At 61.7% G+C, this 15,345-nt stretch carries 10 protein-coding genes; 9 read left to right on the top strand and 1 reads right to left on the bottom strand.

Going from position 1 to position 15,345, the window contains the following annotated elements; all coding sequences use genetic code 11:
- Nucleotides 1–150: 150 nt before the first annotated feature.
- A complete protein-coding gene (locus tag F5897_RS03335) occupies nucleotides 151–1,890 on the bottom strand; it encodes an SGNH/GDSL hydrolase family protein (protein ID WP_183304457.1) in 1,740 nt (579 codons plus the stop codon).
- 295 nt (nucleotides 1,891–2,185) lie between these two features.
- On the opposite strand from F5897_RS03335, the gene F5897_RS03330 reads away from it, so the two are divergent.
- The 9 genes from F5897_RS03330 (at nucleotide 2,186) to eno (ending at nucleotide 15,284) form a co-directional block, all read left to right on the top strand.
- Nucleotides 2,186–2,773 carry a 50S ribosomal protein L25/general stress protein Ctc gene (locus F5897_RS03330; RefSeq protein ID WP_124825053.1) on the top strand — a complete coding sequence of 196 codons (588 nt, stop codon included), beginning with the start codon at nucleotides 2,186–2,188 and terminating at the stop codon, nucleotides 2,771–2,773.
- Between the two features lie 221 nt (nucleotides 2,774–2,994).
- The gene (gene pth / locus F5897_RS03325) at nucleotides 2,995–3,585 is read left to right on the top strand and encodes an aminoacyl-tRNA hydrolase (RefSeq protein WP_183304456.1); all 591 of its coding nucleotides are present in this window, start codon (nucleotides 2,995–2,997) and stop codon (nucleotides 3,583–3,585) included.
- Entirely contained in the window at nucleotides 3,582–7,316 is a 3,735-nt protein-coding gene (gene mfd / locus F5897_RS03320; protein ID WP_221221273.1) for a transcription-repair coupling factor, read from the top strand. The genes pth and mfd overlap by 4 nt, the downstream gene beginning before the upstream one ends.
- A gap of 294 nt (nucleotides 7,317–7,610) precedes the next feature.
- A complete protein-coding gene (gene dhaK, locus F5897_RS03315) occupies nucleotides 7,611–8,606 on the top strand; it encodes a dihydroxyacetone kinase subunit DhaK (protein WP_183304455.1) in 996 nt (331 codons plus the stop codon).
- A complete protein-coding gene (gene dhaL / locus F5897_RS03310) occupies nucleotides 8,607–9,242 on the top strand; it encodes a dihydroxyacetone kinase subunit DhaL (RefSeq protein ID WP_183304454.1) in 636 nt (211 codons plus the stop codon).
- A gap of 106 nt (nucleotides 9,243–9,348) precedes the next feature.
- Nucleotides 9,349–11,889 carry a phosphoenolpyruvate--protein phosphotransferase gene (gene ptsP, locus F5897_RS03305; RefSeq protein ID WP_183304453.1) on the top strand — a complete coding sequence of 847 codons (2,541 nt, stop codon included), beginning with the start codon at nucleotides 9,349–9,351 and terminating at the stop codon, nucleotides 11,887–11,889.
- A complete protein-coding gene (locus tag F5897_RS03300; RefSeq protein WP_183304452.1) occupies nucleotides 11,886–12,602 on the top strand; it encodes a MazG nucleotide pyrophosphohydrolase domain-containing protein in 717 nt (238 codons plus the stop codon). The genes ptsP and F5897_RS03300 overlap by 4 nt, the downstream gene beginning before the upstream one ends.
- A gap of 37 nt (nucleotides 12,603–12,639) precedes the next feature.
- Entirely contained in the window at nucleotides 12,640–13,935 is a 1,296-nt protein-coding gene (gene hisS, locus F5897_RS03295; RefSeq protein WP_183304451.1) for a histidine--tRNA ligase, read from the top strand.
- 68 nt (nucleotides 13,936–14,003) lie between these two features.
- Nucleotides 14,004–15,284 carry a phosphopyruvate hydratase gene (gene eno / locus F5897_RS03290; protein WP_124825061.1) on the top strand — a complete coding sequence of 427 codons (1,281 nt, stop codon included), beginning with the start codon at nucleotides 14,004–14,006 and terminating at the stop codon, nucleotides 15,282–15,284.
- Nucleotides 15,285–15,345: the final 61 nt, after the last annotated feature.

Here is a 15,345-nt window from a genome sequence, read left to right as displayed (position 1 = left end):
GCGACGTGGTGCGGCCTCCGTACCGCACCCGACCCCAAAGTTCGCGCGCTAAAATCCGCGCGCTAAAATCCGCGCGCTAAAATCCGCGCACTAAAGTTCGTGCGCCCAAAATCCTGGTGCCAAAACCGCGCGCCAAAAGGTGAGGTGGCGCTAGAGCGCAGCCAGCACCTCGCGGAGCTTCTGGGTGTAAAGCTGCCCCATCTGGTTGTGGCCGTGCTGGGTTAAGTGCACATAGTCTGCATACTGCGCGGAGCTGCCCCAGCCCGCAACCGAGATTGCCGGGATGCCGAGTGCGCGGGCGTGCGAGGTGACCAGCTGATCAATCTCGCGGCGGCGCGCGTGCGAAGCATCATCACGGCTCATTACCCCGTTTACCACAATCTGCACTCCCGGGTTGCGCTCCTGCAGAGTATTAACCAGCAGGTTAAAGTTCGCGATAATCTCCGCATCGCTCCTGCCCTGTGAAGCGTCATTGCCGCCAAGCGTCAAAACAATCAAATCATCAGCTCCCAGGCCGCGCGGTAGCAAAATCCGGTCACTGTGGTAAGCGCTTGGGATATTGTCGCCCAGCCACCCTGATCCAGCAGCGTAACCAACACCGCCATAGGCGCGCTCAACGGTAGCAAAACCGTTACCACGCACGCCCTGCTCTACCCAGGAATCCCAGTCAAGCTGCGAATCACCGAGCAGCACCGCAACTGGGCCCCCGGTGACCATCTCAGTGGAATGCACTCCCTGCCCGTCAGCATAAATGTTCTCGCGTTCAAAACTGTTTAACACGTGTCCTTCATCGGTGGCATAAGCGTCCTGAGTTGCCGGGCCAAACCGCTGCGGATCACGCTCCCACAGCCGAAACGCCTCATGCGTCACAGACGCGGCACCGGTGCGCGGATGCCACAGCAGCACCCCATGTTCAAAATGTTGCACATAAGAGCCTGCATAGGCATATTCGTCAGAAGTTGGCAGCCCTAAAACACTGTGCTCCGCACCCAGCTGCGAGTAGTGCGCCCACATCCCGTTGCGCACCCCACTAACTGCGCCGCGGCTGTCAACCCAAAACAGGGCACCGTTTTGGAAAGTCTGCTTAAACCCGCCCGGCACTGCTTGCTCACTCGCCGTCGGATAGCCATACTGGCTGCGTTCTGAACCGTGCCAGCTGTAATACTGATTCATGCCGAAAATCACCGGGTGTGCGTTAGTGCGAGGTGACCAAAAAATTCGACCGTGCTGAAAATTCTGTGCATAGCCGCCGGCGACCGGATACTCCCAGCTAGTGGGAAGCCCGAAACGGCTGCGTTCTGATCCAGCGGTGGAATATGCAAGGTGGATCCCGTTGCGCACCCCGACCGCACCGATACTGGCGCTCCAAAACAGGGTGCCGTTTTGGAAATTCTGCCGCATCACCCCGCCAGCGCCAGGATATTCATTGCTGGTGGGCAGCCCGAGCGGCCCGCGCTCACCACCCTGCGTCGCGTAGCCGCCGTGCATGCCTCGCGCCACTGCCCAGGCGGTGCCGGCTCGGGACACAATCACACCGTGTTCAAACCGCTGCACGCGCGAGCCGCGAGCACTGTCATATTCACGGCCGACTACCAGACCCAGCGACCCCTCTGCACCGCCACGCTCCCGGTAGCGGTCAAGTGTCGCGCCCGACTGTAGCGCGCCGATACCGTGACGGAAAGAAAAAGTGATTATGCCTTTTTCAAAATTTTGCGACCAGCGGTTGCCGCCGTGATTAAACTCTGGGCTCGTGGGTTGCCCGAATGTGCTGCGGTGTTGCGCATGGTAGGCGCCAATGGCGCCGTGTGTGGAGTGGTTTGCAGCAACCGCGGGAATCACGAAAAGCGAAGCCGCGGCCAGAGCGGCCAGAGTTTTGTTGAAAGAAATCATAAGCACCGCTTTCCTCGCAGCTAACTGCTTTAAGAATAACAAGCAGATTTGGACAACGCCAGAGAACCGCAGAAAGTGTTAAAGCGGATACCGGGCGGGTGTGCGGCGGCGGGCGGATCCACCCCGGCAAAAGTGGCTTGCAAAGCCGGCGGCAACCCAGTAAAATACATGGAGTACTTCGGCGAGGGAGGCTTTATAGCACTCCGTTATCGACGCGGGCGGCCTAAACTTTGGCAACTCGACTTCGCCAAAGGCGTAAACACAGTTTGGGCCCCGGCCCGTTAAGGAGTAAAACATGAGCAACGCAACTAAGCTCGTCGCGGAAGCACGCGAGTCATTCGGTAAGGGCGTAGCACGCAAGCTGCGCGCAGTTGGCAAGACCCCGGTGGTGCTTTACGGCCACGGCATCGAGCCAAAGCATCTCACCATCGAGACCCATCCGCTGAGCCTGGTAGTGCGTCACGCTAACGCTCTGGTTGAGCTTGACATCGCAGGCGAGACTCAGCTGGCACTCGTTAAAGACGTGCAGAAAGACCCAGTGCGTCAGGTAATCGAGCACGTAGACCTGCTGGTTGTTTCAAAGCGTGAAAAGGTTGAGGCAAGCATCCCAGTTGTGGTTGAGGGCGAGCCATTCAGCGGCACCATCGCGCTGCAGGAAGCAGCAAGCCTGCTGGTAACCGTGCCAGCTGTTGCTATCCCAGAGCACATCGTTGTAGACGTTGAGGGCCTCACCGAGGGCACCCAGATCCTCGCGAAAGACCTCAAGCTTGACGCTGACGTAGAGCTCGCGGGCGACCCAGAGGAGCTCGTAGTGCACGTGGCAATCCCTGAGATGGATGCCGAGATGGAAGCAGAAGAGGCAGCTGCAGAAGCAGCCGAGTAATCTGCGACATGCTTTCAAGAAGCCCGCGCTGCGTTTGGCGGCGTGGGCTTCTTACCGTTTATCTGTCTCTTTTAATCTTCAACCGCTGAAGCTGTGCGGTGCAGTTGCTACCCGGCCGTCGGGCCTGCGCGCAGCACATAATTAGTAGCGCATTAGCGCAGCAGCGGCACCCTATCAGCGCCCGCAGCGGCACCGTCCGCAAGTATTGCCAAGGAAGTAACATGAGCGACACCTGGTTGGTAGTTGGGCTCGGCAACCCCGGGTCAAAATACGAGGCAACCCGACACAACATCGGCGAAATAGCCGTCGACGAACTGGCGCGCCAGTGCGGCGTGAGCTTTAGCTCGCATCGCAGCAACAATCAGATAGCCTCCGGATGGGTACGGCCTGGCGGCGCCAAGCTGGTGCTGGCAAAACCAAACAGCTACATGAACACCAGCGGCGGGCCGGTGGCGGCAGCAGCAAAATACTTTGACATCGCACCTGAGCGGATCATCGTGCTGCACGACGAACTAGACATTCCTTTCGACACAGTACGGCTGAAACAGGGCGGCGGCCACGGCGGCCACAACGGGCTGCGCGACATCGCCAAAGCGCTCGGCGCCCCTAATTTTGTGCGGGTGCGGATCGGCATCGGCAGGCCGCCAGGCCAGCAGGATGTGGCAGACTTCGTGTTGAGCCGCTTTAGTAAACAGGAAGCTGCAGCGGTGCCGCTGCTGGTGAGGGATGCGGTGGATGCCGTAATTACCACCGTCGAATCGGGGCTGGTAGCGGCGCAACAGGAGTTTCATAGCAGAGGCGGTGCGCGATGACACTTGAGCGGCTGCCCGAACTGCTGCTGCGCGACAGCGCCTACGCTAACGCCGCGAGCTACACCGAAACCAGCTGCGATTTCAGTGCTCCGGAAGGGCTGAAAGCGCCGCTTTTGGCAACCCTCTATAGGGCGCGAAAGGCTGCGGGGCTTAACGGCGCCATGCTGTTAATCGCCGCTACCAGCCGTGAAGCTAACACCCTTAAACGCTCCCTGCAAACACTGCTGCCCGCAGCAACCGTGATGGAACTGCCGGCGTGGGAAACACTGCCGCACGAGCGACTCAGCCCCTCCCGCGAAACCACCGGTAAACGCCTCGTCACCCTCGCAGCGCTGCGTCACAAGCAGCCGCAGCAGGAGATGATTGTGGTGGCGTCTGTGCGCGCCGTCTTGCAAGCCATCTCGCCAACCGCAGCCACCGCTGAGCCGCTGCTGCTGCAGCCCGGCAGCGACGTCGGAGCCCTGTCAGAATTCGCGGCGCAACTTATCGCCCTCGGGTATGAGCGCGTCGACATGGTCGCCAAACGCGGCCAATTCGCGGTGCGCGGCGGCATCCTAGACATTTTTGTGCCGAGCGACAAAAGCGCCACCCGCATCGACTTCTTCGGCGACGAGATCGACACCCTGCGTAGCTTCGCGGTCAGCGACCAGCGTAGCCAGGCGGAGCTGCAAGAGCTCGCAATCTGGCCCGCCCGCGAACTGCTTTTGACCCCCGAGGTGCAGCACGAAGCGGCGCAGCTGGCGTTAAAAACCAGCGGCAAGCTGCAAGAAATGTGCAGCAAAATCGCCGCCGGGATCAGCTGTGAAGGTATGGAGAGTCTGCTGCCGCAGCTGGTGCCGCAGCAGTTCGCGCTGCCACAGCTGTTGCCGGCAGACAGTTTCACCGTGGTTCTGGCGCCGGAAAAAGTCACCAGCCGTGCGGTAAGCCTGGCACAGGCAAACGCTGAGTTCCTGGCAGCTGCCTGGGAGGTTGCTGCCGCTGGCGGTGACGCCGGTCTGGCCGCTGCGCTTGGCGCTGAGCATGACGGCGAGCATGGCGCTGACACCGCCGCAACGACCGCCGCAAAGCCACCAGTAGCCGGCGCGGCAGACGATACGGCGGGCGGATCCACCCCCCAAAACAGCGGGCTTTTCACGCTCACCGAGGTGCGCCAGCTGGCACCCACAACCTGGCACACCATTAGCCCTTTTGCGGTGGATCCAGCAGCCGCCACCGACTCCGACGCAACCGTGCAGATTCCCGCGACGCAGCTGCCCGCGGCCGTCGGCGGTGACCCCACGGCAAACCTGCTGCAGCTAGCCGCCGCCAAAACCGCCGCCGGATACACCGTGGTGTTAATCGCCGGGTCTGCCGGAGCCGCCCAGCGCGCCGCCGAACTGGTGCGCGAAGCCGAGCTGCCGCTGGAGACAGACAGCGAGCTGCCAGCCGCTCCCGCCGCCGGCAAAATCTACCTGGTGCAGGGCGAGCTCAGCGCTGGCTTCGAACTGCCGGAAGCAAAAATTTTGGTCATCGCGGAGGCAGAGTTCTTCGGCCGCAGCGTCTCCGACCGTAACCTGGCAACCGCAAAACCGGTGCGCCGCCGCCAAATGGTTGATCCGCTGGCGCTGAAACACGGCGACTATGTGGTGCACGACACCCACGGCATCGGTAAATTCTTGGAGCTGACACAGCTGGAAGTGCCCGGCGGCAACCGTGGCGAACAAACCACCCGCGAATACCTGGTGCTAGAGTATGCCGCAAGTAAGCGCGGCATGCCCGCAGACACCCTCTACGTGCCAACCGATCAGCTCGGCCAGCTCAGCCGCTATGTTGGTGCTGACGCCCCGACGCTCAGCAAAATGGGCGGCAGTGACTGGGCGAACGCGAAGAAGAAAGCCCGCGGCGCGGTGCGGCAGATTGCGATTGAGCTTGTGAAACTCTATGCTGCGCGGTCGAACGCTCAGGGCTTTGCGTTTAGCCCCGATACGCCCTGGCAGCTGGAATTGGAGCAGGTGTTCCCGTACGTTGAAACCGTCGATCAACTGCAGGCAATCGCCGACGTGAAACGCGATATGGAAAGCCCGCGCCCGATGGATCGCCTAATCTCCGGTGATGTCGGGTTTGGTAAAACCGAGATTGCGGTTCGTGCCGCGTTTAAAGCCGTGCAAGACAACAAGCAGGTGGCGGTTTTGGTGCCGACCACGCTGCTCGTGAAACAGCATTTTGAGACTTTCCAGGAGCGCTTCGCCGGATTTCCGGTGCGGCTGCGTGCGCTGAGCCGTTTCCAGACCGACAAAGAAGCAAAAGAGATTCTTGCCGGGCTGAAAAGCGGCGAGGTCGATGTGGTAATCGGCACCCATCGGCTGCTCGCCAAGGGCGTCGCATATAAAGACCTCGGGCTGATTATCATCGACGAGGAGCAGCGCTTTGGTGTTGAACACAAAGAATCCCTGAAAGATTTGAAACACAACGTCGACGTGCTGTCGATGAGCGCGACCCCGATTCCCCGCACTCTCGAAATGGCGGTGACCGGAATCCGCGAAATGTCGCAGCTGCAGACCGCGCCGGAAGACCGCCACCCAATTCTCACCTATGTTGGCCAGCGCAACGATGCACAGATTGCGGCGGCGATCCACCGCGAAATGTTGCGTGACGGACAGGTGTTTTATGTGCACAACCGGGTCAGCTCGATCCACCGTGTCGCAAAACGGATTGCCGAGAGTGTGCCCGAAGCCCGCGTGGCGGTGGCGCATGGCAAGCTCAGTCAGAGTGAGCTGGAGCAGGTCGTGGTTGATTTCTGGGAGCGCAAATATGATGTGTTGGTGTGCACCACGATTATCGAAACCGGCCTTGACATTGCGAACGCCAACACGATTATCGTTGACGGTGCCGACAAATACGGTCTGAGCCAGCTGCACCAGTTGCGTGGCCGCGTCGGGCGCAGCCGGGAACGAGCCTACGCCTATTTCCTGTACGAGCCGGAGCGGATGCTGACCGAGCACGCGCATGAGCGCCTGGAGACCATCGCAACCCACAACGAGCTTGGCAGCGGCATGCAGGTGGCGCTCAAAGATCTGGAGCTGCGCGGCGCCGGAAACCTGCTCGGAGGCGAGCAGTCGGGGCATATTTCCGGCGTCGGTTTTGACCTGTATCTGCGCATGATTGGCGAGGCAGTTGATGCTTTTAAGGGGCACGAGGCGCAGGAGGTGAAGGAGCTCACGATTGAACTGCCGGTCGACGCGCGGATCCCTGAGAGCTATCTCGACAGTGAGCGGCTGCGCTTGGAGGCGTATCAGAAGCTGTCGGCGGCGGCGAATCCGAATGCGACCCCTGACGGCATCAATCTGGTGGTTGAAGAGCTGGTGGATCGCTATGGCCCACTGCCGCCAGCCGTGTCACAGCTGGTGCAGCTCACCCGGTTGCGGCGGCTCGCGGCGGAGCATGGTGTGCAGCGCCTGTTGCTAGTTAATAATGAATTGCGGATCGAGCCGCTCGAGCTGCTAGATTCCCGGCAAATGCGGTTGCGCAGGCTCTACCCCGGCGCAGAATACCGGGCGTTGCCGCAGCGGGGTGCGACGGCCGACGCGCCACGGCACCACGTGGTGACGGTGCCGCTGCCGGAGGGGCTAAGCGGCGGCGGCCGTGGCAGTAGCCCGTTTGCGCGCGGCGCGAAGGCGGCGGATCAGGCGCTTGACGGTGACTTGGTGGCGTGGGTGCTGCGAGTTTTTGCGGCGCTGGTCGGTGAAGCCTGAAGCGGGGCGCGGCCTGGCTTGACCTCGGCGCTGTCTGCGCGCCCGCCCCGCCTGAGCTGAGCCCGAGCTCCCGTGCCGCCCACCGCACTCCCGAGCCGCGCCTGAGCGCAGCCTGAGTTGCGGCTTGGCAAAAGCTCCGTGAAAGCTGCTGATTAACCGCTAATTTTTGCGTTTGCTTGGCACTTGCTGAGAAGCTGCACAGTTTTGGTGCGTGCGGTTGCACAGCGCCGGTAAGGCGCGGGAGAATTGAGGTGCGAGCCACTTAGGGCGCTGCACTATTGCTAAGGAGACGCAATGAAAAAACTAATTAATGATCCAGATCGCGTCGTCGCGGAGGCGCTTGCCGGGGTAGCGGCTGCGCATCCGGAGGTGCGGGTAGATTTCGATAAACAGGTAATTTTCCGCGCTTCAGGGCCGAAGCAGGGCAAGGTTGCGATTATTTCTGGCGGTGGCTCAGGGCATGAGCCGCTGCACGGCGGCTATGTTGGCACCGGCATGCTCGACGCTGCGGTTGCGGGGCAGATGTTCACTTCGCCAACTCCTGACCAGGTTGCGGCTGCGATCACTGGTGTTGACGGCGGCGCTGGGGTGCTGCAGATTATCAAAAACTACACCGGCGACGTGATGAACTTCGAGATGGCGGCAGAGCTCGCTAACGCCGAGACTGGGGTAGAGGTGGCCAGCGTTATCGTAAACGATGACGTCGCCGTGAAAGACTCTCTCTACACTGCTGGTCGCCGCGGCGTGGGTCTCACCGTACTGCTAGAGAAGCTGGTTGGGGCCGCTGCGGAGCAGGGGCAGAGTCTGGCTGAGGTGCAGGCTTTGGCTGAGCGGATCATCGCGAGCGGGCGTTCTATGGGCGTGGCGCTGACCAGCTGCACGGTTCCAGCTGTGGGCCACCCGACCTTCGACCTTCCAGAAACCGATATGGAGATGGGCGTCGGTATTCACGGCGAGCCAGGCCGGTCACGGGTGCCGCTGGCAAGCGCGAAGGAAATCGCGGCGCAGATGGTTGAAGCAATCTGCGAAGACTACGATTTCGACGGTGACACTATTGTGATGGTTAACGGTCTGGGTGGCACCCCGTTGATTGAGCTGTACCTGATGTACGGTGAGGTGGCGCAGCTTTTGGAGGCGAGAGGCATTAAGATTGCCCGCAACCTGGTGGGTAACTACATCACCGCGCTTGATATGGCGGGCTGCTCTGTGACTGTACTGCAGGCTGACGAGGAGCTGCTTAAGCTGTGGGACGCTCCGGTTAATACCCCGGCGCTGAAATGGGGTAACTAAATGACTCAGACTCTCGATTTGGCAACGCTCACCGCGTGGTTTACCAACTTTACCGCGGTGGTTAACGAAAAACGCCAGTATCTGACTGACCTTGACGCTGAGATTGGCGACGCCGACCACGGCAGCAATATGGCGCGCGGCACCCAGGCGGCTTTGGAGAAGCTCACCGCTGAGCCTCCAAGCAGCGTCGCGGCCTTCGGTAAAACCGTGGGAATGACCCTGGTGAGCACTGTCGGCGGCGCCAGCGGTCCGCTGTTTGGCACGCTGTTCTTGCGTTTCGGAGTGACCGCGGGTGACGTCACGGAGCTTGATGGCGCCGCTTTCGCGGCTGCCCTAAAAGCCGGCATCGACGGTGTGGTGGCGCGCGGCAAAGCAGAACTGGGCGATAAAACCATGGTTGATGTGCTGCTGCCGGCGCATGAGGCATTCGCGGCTGCGATTGCTGCCGGAGATGATTTCGCGGCGGCCCTCGCTGCTACCGCGCAGGCAGCGCAGCAGGCGAGTGAAGCAACCGTGCCGTTGCTCGCGAAGAAGGGTCGTGCCAGCTATCTCGGGGAGCGCAGCGTGGGGCATCTTGACCCCGGTTCTGCCTCAACCGCGATTCTGTTTGAAACTCTCGCGGCTACTGTGAAATAAACTGCGGTGGCCGTCACTGGGGTTTTACCGGTGGCGGCCATCCTCTTTTTTCGGCGCTGAATCTGGCGCTAAACCCCTGTGGTTTTATTTTTAAGGAACTAACATTATGACAGTCGGAATCGTAGCGGTATCACACAGTTTGCCCTTGGCTGAGGCCGCATTGCAGCTGGCGTTAGAAATGATCCCGGGCGAGAAACCGCCGGTGGCGCTCGCGGCGGGCACTCCCGACGGCGGCTTTGGCACCGACGCGGTAGCGGTTTCCGAGGCGATTGCGACAGTGGATCAGGGCGACGGCGTTGTGGTGTTGGTGGATCTCGGTTCCGCAGTGCTCTCCGCCGAGATGGCGCTGGAGTTCTTGCCTGACCCTGAGGTGCAGGTGCAGATTGTGCCGGCGCCGTTCGTGGAGGGACTGTTAGCAGCCACCGTCCGTGCCGCAACCGGCGGGGATTTCGCCGCTGTTGCCGCAGCGGCACGCACCGCGCTGGAGCCAAAACTAGACCAGCTGGGAGCTGCAGATCCTGCGGCAGAACCGGCCGCCGTGCCGCAACACAACGCTACCGCCGAATCCGGTGCTGAGGCTGCCGTGACACCGGCGGCTACGCCCGAACCAAGCGCTACCGCCGAGGTGCGGCTGGTAAATCCGCTGGGCTTGCACGCGCGCCCGGCGGGTAAAATCGCGGCTCTCGCGGGTGGTTTTAATGCGCAGGTGCAAATCATTAACCAGCGCGGCAAGGTCGCCGCGGCGCTGAGCCCGCTCGCGGTTGCCGGGTTAGCGACGAAAGGGGCCGAAACCGTCACAATCACCGCAAGTGGCGCAGATGCTGCGCAGGCGGTGAAAGAGGTTGCGGCGCTGATTGCCGAGGGTTTTGATGAGGCGGATCCGGCGCTGCTCGCGGCAGCCTCCACATCGGCTGCAACCACGGCCGAGGTGATGCCCGGCGAGCCGGCCGGTGCTCCAGCAGCCACACAGCCCAAGCGCCGTCGCCCGCTCGGCGTGAGCGCGGGACGCGTCTACGGCCCGGTGCTGCGCATGGGAGAACCGCTGCGTGAGCCCGCAGCAACCACAATTGCTGACACTGCGGCGCGCGAAGCGGCGGCGCAAAAACTCGGTGCAGCGTTCACCGAGGTGCAAACCCAGCTGACCGCGCAGGCCGCCGCCGCCAGCGGCCACACCGCAGAAATTTTGCAGGCGACCGCGATGTTTGCCGCAGATCCTGCGCTGCGCGCCGCGAGCGAAGAGATGGTGCTCGGTGACGGGCTGAACGCAGCTGCCGCAGTGTGGCGGGTAGCGTCTGAGATTGCGACAGACTACGAAAAATCTGGCGGTGCGCTTGCGGAGCGCGCCAGCGATGTGCGCAGCGTGCGTGATCGGGTGGTTGCCGGGCTCACCGGGCAACCGCTGCCGGTTGTGCCGCAGTCGCCGCAGCCGTTTATTCTCGTGGCGCGTGACCTCGCACCCGCCGACACCGCCCAGCTCGACCCGCAAACTTGCCTCGGCATGATTTTAGGGGAGGGTGGGCCGACCAGCCACACGGCGATTCTGGCCCGCAGCTACGGCATTGCCGCGGTGGTTGATCCACAAGCATATGCGCAGCTGCAAGACGGTGACCAGGTGCTGCTCGACGGCAGCAGCGCGGAGGTTGTGCTGCGCCCGGACGCTGCGGCACAGCGCACCGCTCGCACCGAACCGCAGCTGCTCACCGAATTGCAGCCGCTGCAGGATCCCGGTGCCCTGGCATCGGGCGAACGGGTGCTGCTGCTCGCCAACGTGGGCGGCGCTAATGATGTGCCGCTGGCGGTGGAGCGCGGCGCCGAGGGGGTCGGGCTGTTCCGCACGGAGTTCTGCTTCCTGGGGCGCACCACGGCACCGACCTTCGCTGAGCAAAAAACCGCGTACGGCGAGGTTTTTGCCGGCTTTGACGGCGCAAAAGTTGTGGTGCGCACCCTCGACGCGGGCAGTGATAAACCCCTGCCGTTTGTCACCAATACCGCCGAAGAAAACCCGGCGCTCGGGGTGCGCGGCTGGCGCATCTACGCAGAGTACCCAGAAATTTTGGAGCAACAGCTGGCGGCTATCGCGGCGGCTGCTGCTGAGCATCAGGCCGAACCGTGGGTGATGGCGCCGATGATCTCAACCCCGGCCGAGGCCGCAGAGTTTGTTGCCGCCGCAACAGCTTCCGGGCTGCCAGCAGCCGGCGCGAAACTCGGGGTGATGGTCGAAACTCCGGCAGCAGCGCTCAGCGCGGCAGAAATCTTTGAAATCGTCGACTTCGTCAGTATCGGCACCAACGACCTGGCGCAGTACACCCTCGCCGCAGACCGCATGCTAACCGAGCTCGCTCACCTGAACTCTGCGTGGCAGCCGGCGGTGCTGCGGGCAATCGCGGCTGTCGGCGAAGCAGCTGCCGGGCGCCCTGTCGGGGTGTGCGGAGAAGCGGCGGCCGATCCACTACTTGCTGCTGTTTTTGTGGGTCTCGGCGTCAATAGTCTGTCGATGACCGCCACCGCGCTGCCGATTGTGGGCGGTGCCCTTGCGCAGCTAGATCTTGCAACCTGCCAGCGTGCGGCCGCGGCCGCGATCGCGGCGAATGATGCAGGCGCGGCGCGGGAGGCTGCGGCGGCAGTGCTGCAGGGCGCGCAAGCATGACGGCGGAGATTTCAGGGGTTGCGGAAGCAGCCGAGGTGGTGGCGCAGCTGGTCGCGGCTGATGGCTGCGCCTGGCATCGGGAGCAAACACACGCCTCGCTGATCCGCTACCTGCTTGAAGAAGCATACGAGGTTGCTGACGCGGTCGATCACGAGCTGGGGCCACAGGCACTGGCGGAAGAGCTCGGTGACGTGCTGTATCAGGTGCTGCTGCACAGCGCCCTCGCGAGCCAAGCTGAGGCGGGGTTTGACATTAACGCCGTGGGGGAACGGCTCGCGGCGAAATTGCGGGCCAGGCATCCGCACGTGTTCGGTGACCTCGGCCCGAAAACCGCTGCTGAGCTGACTCAAATGTGGGAGCAGCTAAAAGCCAGCGCGGCTGCGGGGGAGGGTGTGGCTGCGGGTGAAACTGCCGCCCCTCGCTCCGCCGCAGTTGGCGAGAGCGCCGCAGCCGCGCCGCAGTCTGTGCTGTTTCGCGGCATCCCCGCGGCGCTGCCAAGCCTGATGAAAGCCCAAAAGGTAGTGGAGCGGCAGCACCGTGCCGGGTTGGAGCCGCGCGCCGCACTACAAAACCTTGAAATTGACAGCGCTGCGGCAGCTTACGGCGCTGAAATATATGAGCTGGTGACGCGCGCCGCCGCAGAAGGCGTAGATGTTGATCAGGCGCTACGCGCAACCCTCGCCCAGGTAATCGTGGCAACCGCTGACGGTTAACCGGCGATGTCAGGCCCGGTTCTGGCAGAATAGAAGCATGGCTCAACAGGTAAATGCTCCGCGCGGCATGCGCGATTTTCTGCCCGCACAAAAAGCTAAGCGGGAACGGGTATTAGCGATTATCCGCGAGGTCTATGCGGCGCACGGTTTCGACGAGATTGAAACCCCTGTGATTGAGGATTATGCTAGGCTGCACGCCGGGCTCGGCGGCGATAACGAAAAGCTGTCGTTTTCGATTTTGAAACGCGCCTTGCAGCCGGCAGACTTTGCCGCTGCGAGTGATGCGGCCGAGCTGTGTGATTTAGGGCTGCGGTTTGATCTCACCGTGCCGCTGGCGCGCTACTACGCGACTAACCGAGCGCAGCTGCCGAGTGTGTTTCGCGCGGTGCACATCGGCCCGGTGTGGCGTGCCGAACGCCCGCAAAAAGGCCGCTATCGCCAGTTCGTGCAGGCAGACATCGATATTATCGGCGAGGCCGGGCCGCTCGCGGAGGCTGAGCTGATTACGGCCACCAGCACAGTGCTGCATCGGCTCGGACTAGCGGGCTGCGTGATCCGCATCAATGATAGAAGGCTGTTGCTGGCACTGCTTGGTTACTGCGGTTTCCCTGAGAGTGCCGCGGAACAGGTGCTAATAACAATCGATAAGCTCGACAAAATCGGGGTTGCTGGCGTGATCGCGGAGCTGACAGAGAGCGCCGCAGAGTTCGCTGCCCCCGCCGCGAAATTACGGCCGCTGTTGCAGGCTGTGACGGAGCAGCAGACCGCAATTGAACTCAGCGCCGCAGGGATTGCGGCGGTGTTGCCAGCAGATCTCGCGCCGGAGGTTGTTGCTGACCTGGTGGCGCTCGGCGAGATGGTTTTGCCGGGGTTGCCGAGCGGCGTGAAAATCGCTTTCGACCCGACCTTGGTACGCGGTATGGGCTACTACACCGGCACAATTTTTGAGATTGCGCACCCCGCATCCGGTAGTTCTGTCGGCGGTGGCGGGCGGTATGACGGCATGATTGGGCGCTTCTTGAGCGAGTCGGTGCCGGCGGTTGGCTTCTCTATTGGCTTTGAGCGGATCATCGACCTGGTGGCTTTGCCTGACGCCGCGGCCGATAACACCGTGGCGTTAATCGCCGATAAAGAATGTGCGGTGCGGGATCTGCTGGCGCTGAAACAGCAACTCCTAACGGCCGGCAAAACCGTGCGGATTGTGTGGCGACAAAAGAATATGAAGCCACTGTTTGCGCAGTTGCGCGCCGACGGTGTTACAACTGTCGCCAGTGTGCAGCCGGAAATGCGAGACAGCGCCGAGTTGAATTACCGGGAATTAGCAGCCTCCTAACACCTGCCGAGACGTTAAAGCATATCTAAATAGTTATTAGGCCTATTTTCAACTGTAAGGAGCAAATAGTGGCATTGATTGACGTGGTCATTGCGCGTGAGATTCTGGATTCACGCGGTAATCCAACCGTTGAGGTTGAAGTCGGGCTGTCAGACGGCTCAGTGGGCCGGGCTGCTGTGCCGTCAGGTGCTTCAACCGGGGAGTTTGAAGCTTACGAGCTGCGTGACGGCGACAAGTCACGCTACCTGGGCAAGGGCGTCACCAAGGCAGTTGATTCTGTGCACCGGGTACTGGGGCCAGCAATTGAGGGTATGAACGCAGACGATCAGCGCGCTATCGATCAGGCGCTGATCGAGGTTGACGGCAGTGAAAACAAAGAAAACCTCGGCGCTAACGCGATTCTTGGGGTGAGCCTGGCGGTTGCTAACGCCGCTGCGGTTGCCGCTGACCTGCCGCTTTTCCGCTATGTTGGGGGGCCAACCTCTTGCACTCTGCCGGTGCCGCTGATGAACATCATCAACGGTGGTGCACACGCAGACACCGGGGTTGACATTCAAGAGTTTATGATCGCGCCGCTGGGCGCAGAGACTTTCTCTGAGGCGCTGCGCTGGGGCGTTGAGGTTTACCACGCACTGAAAGCACTGCTGAACGAGAAAGGCCTCAGCACCGGTCTCGGTGACGAGGGTGGTTTCGCCCCTGACCTGGCAAACAACGCGCAGGCGCTTGATCTGATTCTGGAGGCGATTCGTCGCGCCGGTTTCACCCCGGGCACCGACATTGCGCTGGCGCTTGATGTGGCATCAAGCGAGTTCTGCAAAGACGGAGTTTACAGCTTCGAGGGTAAAGACCGCACTGCCGCCGAGATGACTGCCTACTATAAAGAGCTGGTGGCAAACTACCCGCTGGTGTCTATTGAAGACCCGCTCGATGAAAACGACTGGGAAGGCTGGGTGCAGTTGACCGAGGAGCTGGGCGACAAAGTGCAGCTGGTTGGTGACGATCTCTTCGTAACTAACCCGGTGCGTCTGGCAGAGGGCATCGCGGCAGGCGCAGGTAACAGCCTGCTGGTGAAGGTAAATCAGATCGGCACCCTGACCGAAACCGCTGACGCTATCAAGCTGGCACAGCGCAACGGCTACACAACCATCATGAGCCACCGCTCAGGGGAAACCGAAGACGTCACAATCGCAGATCTTGCGGTTGCTTTCGAGACCGGCCAAATTAAGACCGGAGCACCAGCTCGCAGCGACCGTGTTGCGAAATACAATCAGCTGCTGCGCATCGAAGAGGAGCTGGGCGAGGCAGCAGAGTACGCAGGCACCGCTGCGTTCCCGCGCTTTATCGCTTAATTAAACAAATATAACCTGCAAGAGAGCGGCGGCGCTGCCGTCGCTCTCTTCGCACTTTCAC

The sequence above is a fragment of the Canibacter oris genome (assembly GCF_014197205.1).
Lineage (GTDB): Bacteria > Actinomycetota > Actinomycetes > Actinomycetales > Microbacteriaceae > Canibacter > Canibacter oris.
The sequence above is the reverse complement of the archived record's forward strand: the minus strand, read 5'-3'. Positions and strand labels throughout refer to the sequence as shown.